Source organism: Acidisarcina polymorpha, from assembly GCF_003330725.1.
Classification (GTDB): Bacteria; Acidobacteriota; Terriglobia; order Terriglobales; family Acidobacteriaceae; genus Acidisarcina; species Acidisarcina polymorpha.
Genome location: NZ_CP030840.1, coordinates 1,606,595 through 1,623,404, shown reverse-complemented (window position 1 = coordinate 1,623,404; position 16,810 = coordinate 1,606,595). Strand labels below are relative to the sequence as shown.

The window sequence follows — 16,810 nt, the reverse complement described above, 5'->3', positions numbered from 1 at the left end:
CTTACCGGTATTATATCGATATATCGTGATTTTACGATAGGAGGATTTAACGCATGGCTACCGCAACACTGGATCGCGCCACTACCGCCACCTACAAAGTGGCCGACATGTCCCTGGCAGACTGGGGACGCAAGGAAATTTCCATCGCTGAACACGAGATGCCCGGGTTGATGGCGATTCGGCATAAGTATGCCGCTGCCAAGCCACTGGCTGGCGTCCGCATCACCGGTTCACTTCACATGACGATCCAGACCGCGGTATTGATCGAGACCCTGGTTGCGCTGGGCGCCGACGTTCGCTGGGCGAGCTGCAATATCTTCTCGACCCAGGACCACGCCGCCGCGGCAATTGCGGCCGCTGGCGTCCCCGTCTTCGCCTGGAAGGGCGAGTCTCTCGAAGAGTATTGGTGGTGCACCAATCAAGCCCTCGATCACAATGGCAAGGGGCCGCAGCTGGTCGTTGATGACGGTGGTGACGTAACCCTGTTGATTCACAAAGGCTATGAACTCGAAGACGGCGACGGCTGGGTCAACACGCCCTCCGGCAGCCACGAAGAAGATGTCATCAAGGACCTGCTGAAGAAGATCCACGCGGAAGATCCGCAACGTTGGCACCGTGTTGCCAAGGAATGGCGCGGCGTCTCCGAGGAGACCACCACCGGCGTTCACCGTCTCTACAAGATGAAGGAACAGGGCAAGCTGCTTGTCCCGGCGATCAACGTCAACGACTCGGTGACCAAGTCGAAGTTCGATAACCTCTACGGCTGCCGCGAATCCCTAGCCGACGGCATCAAGCGCGCGACCGACGTCATGGTTGCCGGCAAGGTCGCCGTCATCTGCGGCTACGGCGATGTCGGCAAAGGCTCAGCGCATTCCCTCCGCGGCATGGGCGCGCGTGTGATCGTCACCGAGATTGACCCGATCAATGCTCTTCAGGCGGCGATGGAAGGTTTTGAAGTGACCACCATCGAAGACACCCTCGGCCGCGGCGACATCTATGTCACCTGCACCGGCAACCTGGACATCATCACCTTTGAGCACATGAAGAAGATGAAAGACCAGGCCATCGTCTGCAACATCGGCCACTTCGACAACGAAATCCAGATGGATCAGCTCAACACCGCCAAGGGCGTCGAGAAGATCAACATCAAGCCGCAGGTTGACCAGTACAACTTCCCAGCGACTGACGGGCAAGCGGCGCACAGCATCTTCGTGCTCGCCGAGGGCCGTCTGGTAAACCTGGGCTGCGCGACCGGTCACCCTAGCTTCGTGATGAGTAACAGCTTCGCCAACCAGACTCTCGCCCAGCTCGATCTGTGGGAGAAGAAGGACAGCTACGCGGTCGACGTCTATGTTCTGCCGAAGAAGCTGGACGAAGAAGTCGCCCGTTTGCACCTGGAAAAGATCGGCGTCAAGCTGACGACGCTTTCGCCCAAGCAAGCCGACTACCTCGGTGTTGCCGTCGAAGGCCCCTACAAGCCGGACACCTACCGCTACTAAGTCGTTCAGGATGCGAGGGATTAGGCGCAACGCCAATCTCTCGCATCCCGAAACTCGGTGATTCTCATCGACTGGCAACTTTCCCTTCATCTTGGGGTCTAACTTCAGTAGCCCGGCGAGCCCATTATTGGGCGGATTCTTCGAGTCGAGATAGTTCTGTATTCCCTTGACTTTTGTTCCGGGCAGACTATCCTTTAAGTAGGCAGGGTTGAATGGCATTCTGCGCTTTGGCGGGACTCACCACCCGGATTCAATGTCCTAGATAGACATTTGTGCAGCCGACACTCCTTGCAAGTAGCCTGACCAACGTCACCGGCAATATGTGAATTGGTCTAAGCGTTCCAGGCTTAAGACCTAGTATTGATCTTAAGAAATATGAAAGCTTTGACTGGTTCCACCACCGGATTTCCAGCACCTATGGTTGATCGCCGGCAAAACCCCCTCAAAGGTTTCGTTGGCATTCTCAATCGAAGACGGCTGATAATCCTTCGCACAACTGTGCTGCTGGTAGCAGGGGCTGCCTTGTTGTGCATCCTCATGACTCGGCGCTATACCGCTGTTGCCGAGATTCAAGTCCAAAAGCCGAATAGCGACAGTCTTACCCTGGACTCGAACGCTGCCAGTCCGGCTGGCGGTGATACCGATCCAAATTCGGCGAGCATGAATCTCGAGACCCAGGCGACCGTTCTCGAATCTCCTGCACTCGCCATGAAGGTCATTGAAGACCTTCATCTGGAAGATACCAGCGCCTTCAAGCCGCACTTTACCTTCACCGGTTGGGTGAACTCTCTCTTCTCACCGCCTCCGCCGGCGGATCCCGCAGGCGTGGCACTCTCGGCTGCGCCATTGCGTCGCGATCGATTGCTGAAGCAGTTTCAGGAAAATCTGGAGGTCAAGATCATCCCTGGAACGCGAGTGATCGAGGTCGCATTTTCAAGCAGCGATCCGAATCTCGCCGCGCGCGTCGTCAATCAGTTGGTCGCCTCACTCGTGAACTACTCGTTCCAAAGCAGACGTACCGTGGATACTGAGGCGTCAAAATTCTTGGAGTCGCAACTGGCCGAGATGAAGGCGGACAGTGATGCCCTCGAGCAGAAAGCGGTCAAGCTGCAAAAACAGACTGGCGTCGTGCAAGTGGCCGGCAGCGGCGACGGCGACGGACAAGGGCAGGCTTACAGCAGCACGCTAGACCAGTTGCAAAAGGCGACAGCCGCCGTCTCTCAGGCCCACACCAACGTCATTCTCAAGGGCGCGATCTACGAGGTAGTGAAGTCCGGCGATCCTGAAACTATCATGGGCTTACCGTCGAACACCGCTCTCGCAGGGGCCGCATCGGGGATGAGCAATGACCTCGCGGTCATCTCCAGTTTGCGCACAAGAGAGGCCACCCTGAATGGCCAGATCAACGAGCTTCTGGCCAAGTTCGGGCCAGCCTATCCCAAGGTGGACGAGTTGAAGGCTGATCTTACCGCGATTCAGAACTCCATCAAGGAAGAAATTCAGCGCATGCGCGATCGCGCGAGGAACGAATACGTGGTGGCCCAGCAGGTCGAGTCCGGCGCCAAACAGCTCTACGACGCCGAGAAGCAAAGGGCTGATGAGATGAACGACAAGGCCGTCCAGTATTCGATGGCCCGGCAACAAGCTGACCAAAGCCGCTCGCTCTATGAGAAGCTGCAAAGCCGGATGAAAGAAGCCGGAGTGCTCGAGGGCTTTCATTCCAGCAACATCACCGTCGTCAGCCCGGCGCTCGCGCCGTCGGCGCCCTCTCGGCCCAACATCCCGTTGTATCTCGCCGGATCCCTGGCGACTGGACTCTTATTCGGATGCATCATGGCAGTGGTCGTCGACCTGATGGACAGCAAGATCGCCGACATTCACGGCCTTGAATCGCTGATGGGTGAGGCCCCGTTCGGCATACTGCCGTCCTTCGCTGCGAAGAAAAAGGGGCTTCGGCTCTCTGGTCACAGCTTTGCCCTGCCGGGAAGGGAGGCGATTGCGGCGCTCAAGGATCCTCACTCTGCTTACGTGGAAGCGCTGCGGGCTTTGCGGACCACCTTGCTTTCCACTCGTGGAGGCGCCCCTCCACAGGTTCTCCTGGTTACATCGTCGACGGAGGGCGAGGGTAAAAGTACGCTTAGCTCGAACCTGGCAGTGGTCCTCGCCCAGCAAGGAAAGCGGGTCTTGCTGGTCGACGCAGATCTGCGCCGCCCCAACTTGCATGTGCTCTTTAATTCTTCTTTGGAGGTCGGTCTGAGCACCATTCTCGCTGGGCAGTTGTCGGTCGATGCGATGGGACAGGCATTTCTCCAGGTCGAAGCCGTTCCTGGTTTGGACATCTTATTATCAGGTCCAATTCCGGCTTACTCGGCAGAACTGCTGGGATCAAGTAAAATGAGGCAACTGCTTGATCTATGGCGCGGGTACTACGACTTCATCATCCTCGACGGGGCTCCGGTTCTTCCCGTGACTGACTCAGTCGTACTCAGCAGCCAGGTAGATGCGACGCTTCTGGTGGCTCGTTATCAGTCGACGCAACAACAGTCGCTTGACCTTTCCCTGCGAACGCTGCGCGCTCAACTAGGAACCAACCGTCACATCGGGGTGGTCTTGAACGGCGTTGAACGGACCGCAGACGCCTATTACAAGTACTACGGATTTTCAAATAGCACCTATTACACCAACACGAAACGTTTGGGAGGTGGGAGTGAGATTTCTTAAGCTACAATTTCTGGCTCTGGTTCTAACCGCTTCAGCGCTTGCGCAGACCTCATCTGCGACGGCTTCGGGCTCGGCAGAGAGCATCTTGATCGGTCCTGGTGACATGCTGCACGTCCAGGTATTCGATACCCCTGAGATGGATCAGCACGCGCGTGTGACAGATGACGGAAATGTCCCGCTGATCTTCCTGGGGAACGTCCACGTTGCAGGTCTGACTCCGGAAGGTGCGGCGCGCACGGTTGAGACCCAGTTGCAGCAAAAAGAGTACATGAAGCACCCGCAGGTGACGGTAACGATCGAACAATATGCCACCCAGGGAGTGTTGGTGATTGGCGAGGTCGCTCACCCAGGCTCTTATCAGATCGACACTTCGCGCCCGGTAATGGACGTGCTCAGCATGGCTGGAGGGCTGCAAGAGTTAGCCAACCGGCATGTCACCATCGAGCGCCATGGCACCGGAGAGCGCGTCCAGTATTTCGTCTCCAATAACCCTGAAGAAGCGTTCAATCATTCCATCCTGGTACATCCGGGCGACAAGGTAATGGTGCCGAAGGCGAGTCTGGTCTACGCGCTCGGAGACGTGGGCAGGCCCGGCGGATATACCATGAACAACAACCGCTCTCAGTTATCGCTGCTGCAGATGCTGGCGCTTGCCGGAGGAACTCCTCCGACTGCTCGCCCCGCTGCGGCCCGGTTGATTCGCAGGACCGCCGACGGCTATACGGAAACCCACATCCAGTTGAGCGATATGCAGAAGGGCAAGATTCCGGACATCATGTTGGAGCCGGAGGACATCCTCTATGTGCCGTTCAGCTACCTCAAAAACATCGCTGTAAGCGGAAGTTCGATCCTGGCCGGGGCCAGTTCGGCTGCTGTTTATGCCGTGCCCTAAGTCTTAGGCTGTACATTGAGTTGACTCCGGTTACTCGAAGCCGAGCGATTCTTAGAAAAATAGCGCCCCACGTCCTTCAGGATGGCGGGGCGCTTTTCTTTGTCTGAGCCCATCCTTCTTCGCTGCGTGGAAGGACCTTGATTCCACCACCGTGATTAGCCTTGCTGATTTGCGGACGCGCTGATTTAAAGAAAGCGATATGATCGCTTATCCTCCCCCTCCTACCAAGGCGTCTTCTGCCTAGAGCCTCTAGTGATTCCGACTGTTCCTGTACTCGCGCGACGATGATGCCCTCCGTAGTTGTCGTTCGGACCGTTGCCGTTCAGGCCACTTCCCGAAGACGCCGTACCGGTGTCCATGTTCTCGATTAGGCGCGAGCTAAGAAGCATTCGGACGAGCCCACTGGCTCGCAACGCCGGTTGGATGGTGCTTGGACAGGGAAGCGGATTTCTGCTGCAATCGGCCTATTTCATCTTGATCGCCCGATTGCTCGGGCCTTATGAATATGGCTTATACGCTGGTGCATTCGCGCTCACGAATATCATCGGACAATACAGTTCGATGGGTTCGGGAACCGTCTTCCTCCGTTATGTGAGCGCCGATCGGCAGAGATACGCCGTCTACTGGGGAAATATTCTATTCACGACGACGACGGTCAGTGTCGCGATCATTGCTGGACTCGCGCTGATCTCCGGGCACCTGATCGGTGCCGGCTCGCGACCGATCCTGTTGCTGGGAGCAGTGGCAAACTGCTTCTGCAATCAACTCACCTTCGCCGCGGCGCGGGTCTTCCAGACGTTCGAACAACTTCGAATTACAGCTTTCCTGAACCTGGCGACTAACTTTGCCCGCACACTCGCAGCCGCGGGGATGTTGGTCATGCTTCATCACGCCTCGGCCTACCAGTGGTCCATTGCAACCGTCATGGTTTCGATGGCGGCCACTCTAGCCGGCGTTGTCACGGTCACTTGGAGATTCGGAAGGCCAGCATTTCACTTGACGCAGATGAAGCATGACTTGCCGGAGGGCTTAGGGTACTCGTTCGCGACCTCCACCTCGACGGCGTACAACGATATCGACAAAACCATGCTGAGTCACTACGGAATGAACGTAGCCAATGGCATTTACACCATGGCCTATCGGATCGTCGATGTTGCCACGATTCCCGTCGTTGCAATCCGGGAGGCGGCCATGCCCCGCTTCTTCAAACGAGGCCTCATCGGCATTGCGGGATCGGCGGAGCTTGCCGCCAAACTCCTGAAGAGAACGATTCCGCTCGGACTGTTGGCCATGGCCGCCATTTTCCTCACTGCGCCGTTGGTGCCTCACCTGGTCGGCCAGGGCTTCCGCGAGACTGTCCTGGCCCTGCGATGGCTATGCATCATTCCGGTGTTTCGCAGCATTCACCAGATGACGGGAAGCGCGATGACCGGCAGCGGCTTACAGAAATACCGAACAGTGTCTCAGGTATTGGCTGTCATTTTGAATGTCGCCCTCAATCTCTGGCTGATCCCCAGCCACGGATGGCTTGGCGCTGCATGGTCGAGCCTCTGGACAGACGGCATGCTGGCGGTACTGAATTGCTCGGCGCTCGCCTTGATGTGCCGGTTTGCCGCCGGGATTCTCGTCGCGGGCACCCAGGAGGGTAGTCGCAAACTTTAAGGCAATCCGACGAGCAGCTCTTTCCCGATAAGCGACGCCAGAGGAATTTGAATCTACTGCTGCTCTGTTCCAGCCTTATTCCGTCTCCGATTCAGTTTCCGTCCAATCGATCGAGTTGATCCACGGAAAGGCTCGCATCTCGTCGGCCACCTTATTCAGCAGGAGCGGATCGCGGGTGGAAGACTCGACGAGGGCCTGCACGATAAAGGTATCCGTCTCGTCGACGGGCTCGGCTCGCAAATCGCGCAGCGCCAGGGAGCGCGCAGCGATGGCCCGGGTCAACTGGAATTCGGCGTCGACCTGGTGTTCGGCGGGGCAAAGCAAACGCAGCCGATAAAGGACGTGGGTGTCGAGTGCCGCCAGCGAACGGCGGTCAATGGAACGAGAGAGCGGGCGCATGGCGATATTGATGCCAATCAGCATCGCCGTCACAAAACAAGCGTCGAGCATCTCGCCCGCGCCAGCACAGGCTCCAACCGCTGCCGAGCACCATAGCGTCGCCGCGGTGTTCAGTCCGCGCACATTGCCGCCGTCTTTCATGATGGCGCCAGCGCCCAGGAAACCCACCCCGGAGACGACGTAGGCGATGATCTGGGTGCTCCCGGGTGCGACCGTAGAACCGAGGTCGACGAATGCGGCCGCGCCGAAGCAAACCAGGGTGTTGGTGCGCAGGCCGGCGGCACGCTGCCGCCATTGGCGTTCCGCGCCAATGATCGCGCCGAGACAGAGCGCCAGCAGCAGCCGGGGAAAGGTGCTTTGGTGGAGCAGGGGAACGGAGTCCGTCCACCAGTAGAGCCAAGGGTCTCTCATGGGCAATCAGGTCGGCTCACCGGGTCAACCCTTCCCATTGTGCCTTAAGGAAGGTTATTCCGGGGTATTTTGTGGGGCTTCAAAGATCGGCAGGTCCGTGGTGATTGATTCATAGAGCTGAGATCGGGATCGATCTACGGGGTATGGATGGTTGCTCCTGCTTGCTGGCTTGCGTCGGTGTGGAAGCGCTGATAATCGCTGTCTCTGAAGTGCATATTCTGCCGGTAGCCTTTGACCAGCAGAACACGGGCGGTCAGATGCGCTTCCCCGGAGGTCGGGAGCCACAGCTCGTTATTGACGATCGCTTGCTCGAATTCAAAGGAGGAGCCTTTTTGCACGGTGGCGACAATACCCGCTCCAACGTGAAAGTTGTCGTCAAAGTGAACGGTCAGTTTGGCGACCTCTCTGTCCTTCTCGTCCACCCACAGGGTGCCGGCGATCTTCTTGGAAGCATCCTCAGCCATGCCATGGGTCTGGGCATGCGGATCGCCTACGAAATCGAAGGCGATGGTCGGGCGTCCGTTGAGCGCAACTCGGCGCGGATTGGAAACCTTCATGATGGCAAGAATGCGAGTGATGGAGATTTGATCGGCATTCAAAGACTTGCCGGGCTCCAGCTTCGTGGCCTTTTCGACCTCCTTAGTAACTCGATCCTGTTCCTTCTTCTGCTCATCGGCGCTGAGCTGCTTTCCGTTTTTCTTGACGAGTCTCTGAATATGATGACTGTTGACATAGAAGACCTCGTATTCTTCGGTCTCGGTCTTCTTAACCTGGCCATTTGAATCGAGATCATCAGTCTGCATAACCTCTCGGAACGTATAGTTTTCGCGGACTTGATCCAACTGACGCTGGTGCGCTTGTACCTGCAACATAAGCGTCTTGATATCAGGAATCGAACCATCCGGCGCCGACGGCGCCGCAGCGTGTTGCTGCGCCGGCAGCAGGGTAGTTGCAGCCAGAGATCCTGCCAGAAACGTGGAGAGAAGACGTATGTTCATTCAACTAGTCTTATCAGTTCCGGGTAAGCGTTTCGTAATGCCAGCGCCTCGCTAAGAGACGGATCTTTCTGCCAAACAGCAGGCTGACAACGACGCTTCGCCCAGAACGTACTTCGAAAGTGGACTAACTGCTAGAGTACCTGGATAACGTTTAGACGCTTCGTGGCCCCGAATGGAGAGACCGGATGGGACCACGAAGCGCGTGCCGAGAAAGGAACTATACCCATGCTCCGTCTGCTTCTTCATTGGATTCTAAATGCGATTGCGCTCCTGATCGTATCGCGGATTGTGCCCGGCTTCCAGGTCAACACGCTGGGGGCGGCGCTGATTGCCGTTATTGTGATTGGATTGTTGAACGCCACGCTGGGGTTCTTTCTGAAGTTGATTACCCTGCCACTAGGCATCCTCACCCTGGGCCTATTCTTCCTGGTGATCAACGCCTTCATCCTGAAGCTGGCCAGTGGAGTGGTCGCGGGATTCTACGTCACGACCTTTGGCGCGGCGTTCATTGGGGCGATCGTCTTGGCATTGCTGCAAATGCTGTTTTCCGCTTTGACTCCAGACAGCACGAGGAGTCCTCGGGTCGAGCGCTAATGTACTCTCAGTTTCGAATCGAAGCGCAGCCCTCTGAAGCGCAGCATTTATTGTTGCTTTTCGGCTGGATAGGGCGAGCGCGGCACCGCCGATCCCGCAGGATGGCGACTCGGGGTGCGAGAGAGCGTCGCCCGGCTATGCGGCGGTGTGCGTGGGGTCGCTGGATCAATCGTCGCTTGATCGGGCATCGAGCGAGTTGGCACGTGAATGCTTCCTGAGGTGATCGAGCCTCCACTTTGAGCAGGATGGACCGCTAACCGGGGTGGAAGACGGCGCTCTGAATGCTGGAGAGTGCCGACAACCATAAGAGCGGCCGCGGCGGTTGCTAGAGCACCCACGGAAAAACGGCGCAGCAAAACCATGGTGGGTACTCGCTTTCCGCGCAGACTCTCGCCGCAAGCCGCGGAGATTCTCGCTTTGACGCTCGCCTCCAGACCGCTCGGGGGAGCTGCGTGAGCGTAAACCCGGAGAGCGGCATCGATTTCGGCTGAATAACGCTCCGGAGAAGTTTGAGATTGAGGGCTTTGAGATTGTATGGATGGCCTCGTTTTCATCGAGCGATCCTTTCTTTGTCGAGCAGAGCGGCAAGTTGATGACGAGCGCGAAAGATTCGGGAACGTACGGACGACTCGCTCGTGTTAAGCACAGCGGCGGCCTGAGCGGTCGAGAGCTCCTCTACGGCGGAAAGCAGCAGCGCCTCTCTCTCCTTCTTGGGAAGCTGATCGATCAACGCCAGAATGCGCGCGTGTTCCTGGGACGAGATGGCCGTTCGTTCAGAAGTGGGGTTGTTTGCGGGTAGAGTTCGCACCAGATCGGCTATATCTTCTGTCTCCGGGCGAGTCTTGGTGCGCCGTTTCCGGTCAAGCACCACGTTCCAGGTGATTCGCACCAGCCACACCCGGTGGTCGCGGATCTCCCCAAGTTTCTCCCGGTGTCGGAGCACCCGCAGAAATGTTTCCTGCACGGCGTCCTCGGCCTCTGCAGAATTGCGGGTGATCGAATAGGCAACGCGGTAAAGAGTGTTGGAATATTGGGAGACAAGCGCTGCTATCGCTTCCCCTGAATCCACTTCGTTGAGAGAGTCCGCTGGTGCGGCGACCATAGGATTCACGTGCATCCAGCCAACGATTTGTCCTTCTGAGGAACTCATAGCTGCTAGAAAGACGAACTCGGCTAAGGTTCCGCTCATCCCATGTTCCGCCAAAACAGGGCCCCGATACAAGCACTGCCCCCGATACGAGCACCTCAGTTCGCCGCATTCACCGCATCTACACTGAGGACACTGAGTTTCGAAGGAAGAGTATTCATGCGCCGTTTAGAACTTCAGGAAATTCACGATCACCCAAAGTTCCCGAACTTTCTGCGAGACCTGGTCACGGATGCCCTGCAGTCTCTTTGGAATTTCGGAAACTCCTATGAACCGATCCTGGCCCGGCTGCTGCAGAGCATGAAGTACGCCGGTACCCGCGAGGTGCTCGATCTTTGCTCGGGCGGAGGCGGTCCCTGGCCAAGGCTTGCCCGTGAGCTCGATCTGCAGCAACAAGATTCCCAGATTCTGGTGAGGCTTACTGACAAGTATCCGAATCAGGGCGCATTCGAACAGGCAAGAGCTACTACACAGATGCTTCAGTACGAACCAACACCCATCGACGCCACTCGAATTCCAGCCGACCTGCGCGGCTTCCGAACAATTTTCTCGTCATTCCATCACTTTGGCCCGGATCGGGCCCGCGAGGTACTGGAGGACGCGGTGCGATGCCGCCGCGGGTTCGGCACTTTTGAAGTGGCTCGCCGTTCGCCCAAGACGATGTTAACTATCTGTCTCCTGCCGGCGATTTCATGGCTGCTGGCGCCGTCGATCCGGCCATTCCGGTGGTCGCGGCTGTTCTGGACCTATGTGATTCCCGTGGTCCCCTTCGTCCTCTTCTACGACGGAATGGTTTCCTGCCTGCGCGCCTATTCCCGCCAGGAATTAGAAGAGCTGGTAGAGCCGCTGGCGAAAGTCTATGAATGGCACATGGGAGAGGAGCGCCGAGGATTTCTTCCGGTCACGTATCTGCTCGGTTATCCGGTTCGAGAGAAGCCTGATTTCGCGGACTGACAAGGTTGCTCGGGCACGCGTGGTAGAGCAACCTTTTCTCCCAAACCACAGTGTCAGGCGGCGAACCGGACAACATCTTCCCGAATGAGCCTCCTTCTAAAGGGGAGGCTGCTGCTGCGATGCGGCCGCGGGATTCAGCTTCTGGGAAGCGATCTGACCGGCGGCGGTGGCTTTATCCTTGTCCTTGAGCACCGCGTAAATCTGCTTTGCTTGCTGGGGGTCGGTCTTTTCGTATACCTGTGCAAGCTGCAGTTGCGCCGCGGAGGCTGGCACTGTGTCGGTCGGCTTGGCGATTATTTCTTTATAAAGATCAATAGCTTGCGCCGTTTTACCTGTCTGAACATAGAGGCCTGCCAGGGCGATCTTAGCCAGAGATGCCAAGTCCTTGTGGTAAGAATTAGCAACTTGCTTCAGGTTGGTCTCCGCTTCACCAGGCTTCCCGAGGTCGATATCGGTCAGCCCAATAAAATATCGTGCGGTACGGCCCGCCTCCAGGCTTCCGTATTTGTTGGCTACATCCGTGAACTGTTGATTGGCCGCTTTGGCACGATCAGCGATCGTCTTGTAGCTCCCGTCTTCTGGCTCGCCTGGCTGGCGAAGAGGCGAGTTGTAGATCTCAAGCGCTTGGCCGAGGGCCACCGATGCTTCAGCGCTGCGGTGCTCATAGTATGCGGTGGCGCCGATGACGGCAGCCAACACGACGACGAACGCAATGCTGGCGCGGATCACCGTGTTGCGGTGCAACTCGATCCAGCTCAGCCCAGTGGTCGTGGCCTGAACAAATTTATCCTCTTTAAGCGCGTGACGTGTCTGTGTGTCCACGAATTTCCTTCAAGAACTTTCTGGCGGGGGATGGCAGGCGAGCGAGCATTGGCTTGCTACTGCTTAACCCTCCAAGGGTAGCAGAGTGAAAGTCTGAGGGTCAAACCTCGCCCTGTGAAGGCAGTCAGTCTGCATCCTCCTCTGCACCACCGTCGAGATAGATGTCAAAGTGGGTCGAGAGAGATGGTCAAAGCTCGCGGTCGCTTATTGTCGTTCTGCGACGCTAGAGCGCTCCTGCAGAGGCGACAGACACGTCGGAAAAGAGGCTGCTCCAGGATGAGTCCAGATAGAGCCAGCGTTGCGTGCTGAACCAGCTGGTTGGGATCTCGGGGATATGGAGCAGCCCATGTCCACCCGAGCAGATCAATTCGGTGCCATTCCATGCCAGGAAGTTCCTTGATGCTTCTCCCACCCGAGCCGGATTGGTGAGCCTGCGCAAGCACACTGGACAGCGGCTGCGTTGGTCGCGCAACGCCCAACGAAAGGCGAAAAGCAGACCTAAGAAGGAACTGCCAAGCTGCAAATACTGCGCGGAAACGGAGTTGACAGCGCGAATCCCGGAGAACAAATTGCCATATGCCAGCACACCTGAAGAAAAATACACGAGCGGCAGGATGAGCGCGAGTTTGAAGGCGAGGAAGAGCCATCGCCGGATCCGGATCCGCCAGGCCAGAGATTCAGAGCGGGCAGGGTATTCCCCCAAGGGCAGAGGCGTAGTGGCGGGCAGCGCCAGGCAGGCCACAAACAGCGTGAAGAGATAAATAGAGAAGGGCAGACTCGCTTGTTGTGTGAGCGAGACACAGTCGAAACGGTCGGCGTCTCCATTCTCCCGGTAGACGATCATCTGATGCTGGTCTGAAGAGAATCCAGAGGGCTGTAAATGTGCAAGCACGAAACCCTTGGAGTTGGAAGGAAGGCCTTGCAGCGGATCACCTTCGGCAATCATCCAACCGTCCGCGTGGCCCGGCAAGCGCCAGAGATCCTGCGAGAGCACGCCAACTATGCGGACCTGCAGTCCACCGACTTCTACCAGGCGTCCGACAATCCGAGCATCGCTTTTGAAATAGGTTCGCCACGCCGCCTCGCTCAGAAGCAGTCCAGGCCTCTGACCAGGCGCCAGCGAGAACGAAGGCAAGTTTAGCAATTCAAAGAGGTTGGTGCTCGATCGCACGATCGAAAGGTCAACCGTCTGGTGAGGCGCCAGATGAACTCGCTTCTCGACCATCTGGTAAAAGGCGAGCTCGGTAAACAGATGTCTTGTGCTGGTCTTCCATGCGCGATAGTCGGCAACTCGGATCGTGGGAAGCTGCGAAGCAGATTTTCCGCTCGGCGAAATCAGTACTACCTGATTGGAACCAGGGTACGGAGAAGGCAGCATCGCCTTGCGGGCAGACGGCAGCCAGAAACAAAGTAGAAGGCTCGTGATCAGCCAGGCTGCGAGGGACAAAACGCATCGCGATGAAGAGCCGAGCCGGGCCAGCTCACGCAGCGCAAAATGCGGGTCATTCCGTCTTAGCCAAAGTGCGTCCTGGAACGCGCCAAGACAAAAGACAGCGGGCGCCGGCGATCCATAGCCGCTGCCCCGGAGCGAAGATTCAGAGCCGCCCAGGCTCCGGATGTGCCAGAGTTCCGCTTCCCATTCGGCTGCCCATTCCGTTCGGTACTCTCGGGGTACGAAATGACCCGCCGTCCGCAGCAAGATCCTGCATACCGGCAGAGAGTTGATCAGGTCTCGACTGGTCATGCGTTTTCCACCTCCGGCGAAGGAATCAACCTCTCCAGCAATGGATACCGCTTATAAAGTGCCGAAAGCATCTCTCCGCCGGCCTGGGTCAACTTGTAGTACTTGCGCAGCGGCCGCTGCTCTGCGTCGGCGATCGATTGCTGTTCCCATTTTGAATGGATGAGTCCGTCGCGCTCCATGCGGCGCAGAGCCGTGTATACAGTTCCGCTCGGCAGTCCGGTCCTCTCCATGACACTGAAGCCGTAAACCTGCCCGGCGTGAATGGCCTGGAGGATCAAGGCAGCGGTATGGGAGAGCTTCGCTTCAACGGCCATGGCGGCATTCTACCTATGTAGCATGCTATTTGACTAGCTCTAAGACAGTATGCTACATAGGGGGCAGGAATGGAGGCTTCCATCATGCTTGAACTGCACAACGTTTCGAGAAGTTACCGAGGGATTCCGGCGATCGCCAATGTGAACTTCCGGGTGGGAACTGGCGAGATCGTTGGCTACTTGGGCGCCAACGGATCGGGAAAGTCCACCACTGTCAAAATCATCACCGGCATTCTCCAGCCGAATGACGGAAAAGTCTTGTTCGAAGGTGTAGACATCCGCGCCGATCTGGCTGGATTTCGGGCTAAGCTGGGATACGTTCCCGAAGAGGCGCACGTGTACACCTACCTCTCCGGTTTGGAATATCTTCAGCTGGTGGGGCGCTTACGCGGCATGCCTGAGCCGCTCATCCAGCTCAAAGCCAACAAGCTGCTCCGCCTGCTGGGCCTCGAATCCTGGCGGCATTCTCCGATCTCCGCATATTCGAAAGGTATGAAGCAGCGGGTGCTGATCGCGGCGGCGCTCATGCATGATCCCAAACTGCTGGTTTTCGATGAACCGCTCTCCGGGCTGGATGTCGACTCGGCGCGACTCTTCAAGGACTTGCTGCAGCAACTGGCTGCGAGCGGAAAAGCGATTCTCTATATCTCCCATGTTCTCGAAGTGGTCGAGCAAATCTGCGATCGGGTGGTGGTGATCGCCCAGGGTAGGATCCTCGCCGACACCGCGCCCTCTGAGCTGACCAGGCTGATGAAGCTTGCTAATCTTGAAAGCGCCTTCGCTCAACTGGTGCAGCAGCAGGATACCAAGGTGTTAGCTCGCGAGTTGGTCGAAACCATGCTGGTGGAACATGCTTAGCCGGGTGCGGCTCTTCTCACCGCCCAAGCATCCCGTTCTCTCGCTCGCTGTCCAAGCTGCCTTGTTCGATGGCGATCCGCAAGAGCGCAGTCAATTCCAGGTTCTCGTGCGGCATTTTCTTGATCGTTTCTTCACCAATGAAACGACCTCATCGGACGGAGAGACCAAGGCGCGCGCCTTACAGATTGCCTATGCGATAGCACTTCCCGGGCTTTGTGTCGCGATCTATCTCTTCCCGCCATACCACTATCCAGGCGGCCGGCCATTCTGGTTACAGATAAGCGACCACTATTTTTATGTGATGTATTCCTTCGTAGCGATCGGAGCCATCACGATCTTTGTATGGGACTTTTTCTTCCCCGATCTGTTGGATGTCTTTGTGCTCTCTACTCTTTCAATCCAACGCCAGACGCTATTCTGGGCACGGGTCTCCGCAGTGGTCCTGTTCTTAGGGATTTTTCTGCTCGGCGCAAACGCACTGGGGAGCTTATTCTTTCCCGCCTCCGCCGACTTGCCGAGTCTGGCGCGCCACTTCTTTGCTCACCTGGTTGCGGTCACAATGAGTGGTGCATTCATTGCCGCCTTTTTCCTGGCGCTCCAGGGCTCTCTCTTGACGCTGCTCGGAGAACGAATCTCGAGGACGATTTCACCCTTTCTGCAAGGACTCTCAGTCACTGGGCTGCTGACGATGCTTCTGATCTTTCCTATCGTCTCGAGGTTTTTGGAAGCTTTGCTCAGCTCCGGCGGACGTGAGGTTCAATATTTTCCGCCGTTTTGGTTTCTGGGCATTTACGAGCGCCTGTTAAGGGGCTCATCGACCTTACCTGTATTTGCGACCCTGGCGCGTACCGGATGGATTGCGACCGCTTTCATGATTGCAATGGCCAGCCTGTTTTATCCGTTCGCATACCGTTCCCGGATGCGTCACGTCGTTGAGGGGGCCGACCCGCGAAACACGCAGAATCGTATCCTCATTCCTCTCACTTCTGTACTTCACAAGACGCTGTTGCGGATACCGCAGCGCCGGGCCATCTTTCACTTCATCAGCCAAACGCTGCTGCGCACCCCGCGCTACCGCGTTTACCTGACCATGTACGGAGGAGGCGGGATGGCATTGGTTATCGCCGGAGTGGTGATGTTAAAGCTGGGCGATGGCCACATCAGCCTCGTCTTCTCGCCTGATGGCTTGCGAGCGGCAATTCCGATCATCGCCTTCTGGACGATTGCCGGTTTACGAGCGGCTTTTCTCGGTCCGGCCGACCGCAAGGTCAACTGGATATTCCGGGTCATCAATGGCAAACCGGGATGGGATGAGTCCACGGCAACCAGGTGGTGGGTGCTTCTATGGGCGCTGATACTCACCTTGGGAAGTGTGACATTGATCCATGCTATCGCTCCGCCCGGGTTCAACGGCTGGAGCAATACCGGCGTTCAAGTATTTGTCGGCATCAGCCTCTGTCTTCTATTGACCGACGCCTTCTTTTTGAACGTGAAGATGGTTCCGTTCACTGGCGCGCGACCTGCTTCTACGACAAACCTGGCCTTTGTCTTGATCCAATACTTTGGGCTTTTTCCACCGCTCGTTTTGTTAACTCTGGGGCTGGAAGACTGGCTTCTACAGGGCCTGGGACACCTGCTGATCGTAGCCGCGCTCGTCGTCGGAGCACACTTCGAACTGTTGAGGCGTCACCGCAGAATCGTGACCGACTTTCTCGGCCTGATCGAGGTAGACGAGGAGGAAGAAGAGTTTCCCCAAAGATTAGGACTGAGATACTGAGAATGAGCCCCTGTTTAG

General features: G+C 57.1%; 15 protein-coding genes. 8 read left to right on the top strand and 7 right to left on the bottom strand.

Going from position 1 to position 16,810, the window contains the following annotated elements; genetic code table 11:
* Positions 1-53 precede the first annotated feature (53 nt).
* From ahcY to ACPOL_RS07160, 4 genes are all read left to right on the top strand, one after another.
* Positions 54-1,499, top strand: a complete 1,446-nt coding sequence (ahcY, locus tag ACPOL_RS07175) for an adenosylhomocysteinase (RefSeq protein ID WP_114206448.1) — start codon at positions 54-56, stop codon at positions 1,497-1,499.
* Between the two features lie 375 nt (positions 1,500-1,874).
* Entirely contained in the window at positions 1,875-4,220 is a 2,346-nt protein-coding gene (locus ACPOL_RS07170; RefSeq protein WP_114206447.1) for a GumC family protein, read from the top strand.
* Positions 4,207-5,112 (top strand): polysaccharide biosynthesis/export family protein, encoded by a 906-nt coding sequence (locus ACPOL_RS07165; RefSeq protein WP_114206446.1) that lies wholly within the window; start codon positions 4,207-4,209, stop codon positions 5,110-5,112. Before ACPOL_RS07170 ends, ACPOL_RS07165 begins: the two co-directional genes overlap by 14 nt.
* A gap of 357 nt (positions 5,113-5,469) precedes the next feature.
* Positions 5,470-6,774, top strand: a complete 1,305-nt coding sequence (locus ACPOL_RS07160; RefSeq protein ID WP_114206445.1) for a flippase — start codon at positions 5,470-5,472, stop codon at positions 6,772-6,774.
* 75 nt (positions 6,775-6,849) lie between these two features.
* Here the strand turns inward: ACPOL_RS07160 and ACPOL_RS07155 are convergent, their stop codons facing one another.
* Together ACPOL_RS07155 and ACPOL_RS07150 are read right to left on the bottom strand one after the other, a co-directional pair.
* On the bottom strand, positions 6,850-7,584 hold the full coding sequence (locus ACPOL_RS07155; RefSeq protein WP_114206444.1) for an MgtC/SapB family protein: 735 nt from the start codon (positions 7,582-7,584) through the stop codon (positions 6,850-6,852).
* Positions 7,585-7,718: 134 nt separating this feature from the next.
* A complete protein-coding gene (locus ACPOL_RS07150; protein WP_114206443.1) occupies positions 7,719-8,582 on the bottom strand; it encodes a hypothetical protein in 864 nt (287 codons plus the stop codon).
* Between the two features lie 225 nt (positions 8,583-8,807).
* Here ACPOL_RS07150 and ACPOL_RS07145 point away from each other — a divergent pair, with 225 nt between their 5' ends.
* Entirely contained in the window at positions 8,808-9,176 is a 369-nt protein-coding gene (locus ACPOL_RS07145) for a phage holin family protein (RefSeq protein WP_114206442.1), read from the top strand.
* A gap of 47 nt (positions 9,177-9,223) precedes the next feature.
* Here ACPOL_RS07145 and ACPOL_RS07140 read toward each other — a convergent pair whose 3' ends face one another.
* Positions 9,224-9,730, bottom strand: coding sequence for a hypothetical protein (locus ACPOL_RS07140; RefSeq protein WP_114206441.1), 507 nt, complete (start codon positions 9,728-9,730; stop codon positions 9,224-9,226).
* A complete protein-coding gene (locus ACPOL_RS07135) occupies positions 9,727-10,365 on the bottom strand; it encodes an RNA polymerase sigma factor (protein ID WP_114206440.1) in 639 nt (212 codons plus the stop codon). The genes ACPOL_RS07140 and ACPOL_RS07135 overlap by 4 nt, the downstream gene beginning before the upstream one ends.
* A 117-nt stretch (positions 10,366-10,482) precedes the next feature.
* On the opposite strand from ACPOL_RS07135, the gene ACPOL_RS07130 reads away from it, so the two are divergent.
* Positions 10,483-11,277: a class I SAM-dependent methyltransferase gene (locus tag ACPOL_RS07130; protein WP_114206439.1), complete on the top strand. Its 795-nt coding sequence runs from the start codon at positions 10,483-10,485 to the stop codon at positions 11,275-11,277.
* Between the two features lie 96 nt (positions 11,278-11,373).
* On the opposite strand, the gene ACPOL_RS07125 is transcribed toward ACPOL_RS07130, so the two are convergent.
* The 3 genes from ACPOL_RS07125 to ACPOL_RS07115 all read right to left on the bottom strand — a co-directional run bounded on the left by ACPOL_RS07125 (position 11,374) and on the right by ACPOL_RS07115 (position 14,157).
* Complete coding sequence (locus ACPOL_RS07125) at positions 11,374-12,099, bottom strand: tetratricopeptide repeat protein (protein WP_114206438.1); 726 nt, start codon at positions 12,097-12,099, stop codon at positions 11,374-11,376.
* Positions 12,100-12,322: 223 nt separating this feature from the next.
* Positions 12,323-13,843, bottom strand: a complete 1,521-nt coding sequence (locus ACPOL_RS07120; RefSeq protein WP_114206437.1) for an ABC transporter permease — start codon at positions 13,841-13,843, stop codon at positions 12,323-12,325.
* Positions 13,840-14,157: a PadR family transcriptional regulator gene (locus tag ACPOL_RS07115; RefSeq protein ID WP_114206436.1), complete on the bottom strand. Its 318-nt coding sequence runs from the start codon at positions 14,155-14,157 to the stop codon at positions 13,840-13,842. The genes ACPOL_RS07120 and ACPOL_RS07115 overlap by 4 nt, the downstream gene beginning before the upstream one ends.
* An 84-nt stretch (positions 14,158-14,241) precedes the next feature.
* Here ACPOL_RS07115 and ACPOL_RS07110 point away from each other — a divergent pair, with 84 nt between their 5' ends.
* Positions 14,242-15,015 (top strand): ABC transporter ATP-binding protein, encoded by a 774-nt coding sequence (locus ACPOL_RS07110; RefSeq protein WP_114206435.1) that lies wholly within the window; start codon positions 14,242-14,244, stop codon positions 15,013-15,015.
* The gene (locus ACPOL_RS07105; RefSeq protein ID WP_114206434.1) at positions 15,008-16,792 is read left to right on the top strand and encodes a hypothetical protein; all 1,785 of its coding nucleotides are present in this window, start codon (positions 15,008-15,010) and stop codon (positions 16,790-16,792) included. Before ACPOL_RS07110 ends, ACPOL_RS07105 begins: the two co-directional genes overlap by 8 nt.
* Positions 16,793-16,810: the final 18 nt, after the last annotated feature.

Bases quoted from the DNA above. Each gene is read 5' to 3' on its own strand.
- ahcY (WP_114206448.1), top strand. From the start codon at position 54: ATGGCTACCGCAACACTGGATCGCGCCACTACCGCCACCTACAAAGTG.
- ACPOL_RS07170 (WP_114206447.1), top strand. From the start codon at position 1,875: ATGAAAGCTTTGACTGGTTCCACCACCGGATTTCCAGCACCTATGGTT.
- ACPOL_RS07160 (WP_114206445.1), top strand. From the start codon at position 5,470: ATGTTCTCGATTAGGCGCGAGCTAAGAAGCATTCGGACGAGCCCACTG.
- ACPOL_RS07155 (WP_114206444.1), bottom strand. From the start codon at position 7,584: ATGAGAGACCCTTGGCTCTACTGGTGGACGGACTCCGTTCCCCTGCTC.
- ACPOL_RS07150 (WP_114206443.1), bottom strand. From the start codon at position 8,582: ATGAACATACGTCTTCTCTCCACGTTTCTGGCAGGATCTCTGGCTGCA.
- ACPOL_RS07145 (WP_114206442.1), top strand. From the start codon at position 8,808: ATGCTCCGTCTGCTTCTTCATTGGATTCTAAATGCGATTGCGCTCCTG.
- ACPOL_RS07140 (WP_114206441.1), bottom strand. From the start codon at position 9,730: ATGAAAACGAGGCCATCCATACAATCTCAAAGCCCTCAATCTCAAACT.
- ACPOL_RS07135 (WP_114206440.1), bottom strand. From the start codon at position 10,365: ATGAGCGGAACCTTAGCCGAGTTCGTCTTTCTAGCAGCTATGAGTTCC.
- ACPOL_RS07130 (WP_114206439.1), top strand. From the start codon at position 10,483: ATGCGCCGTTTAGAACTTCAGGAAATTCACGATCACCCAAAGTTCCCG.
- ACPOL_RS07120 (WP_114206437.1), bottom strand. From the start codon at position 13,843: ATGACCAGTCGAGACCTGATCAACTCTCTGCCGGTATGCAGGATCTTG.
- ACPOL_RS07115 (WP_114206436.1), bottom strand. From the start codon at position 14,157: ATGGCCGTTGAAGCGAAGCTCTCCCATACCGCTGCCTTGATCCTCCAG.
- ACPOL_RS07110 (WP_114206435.1), top strand. From the start codon at position 14,242: ATGCTTGAACTGCACAACGTTTCGAGAAGTTACCGAGGGATTCCGGCG.
- ACPOL_RS07105 (WP_114206434.1), top strand. From the start codon at position 15,008: ATGCTTAGCCGGGTGCGGCTCTTCTCACCGCCCAAGCATCCCGTTCTC.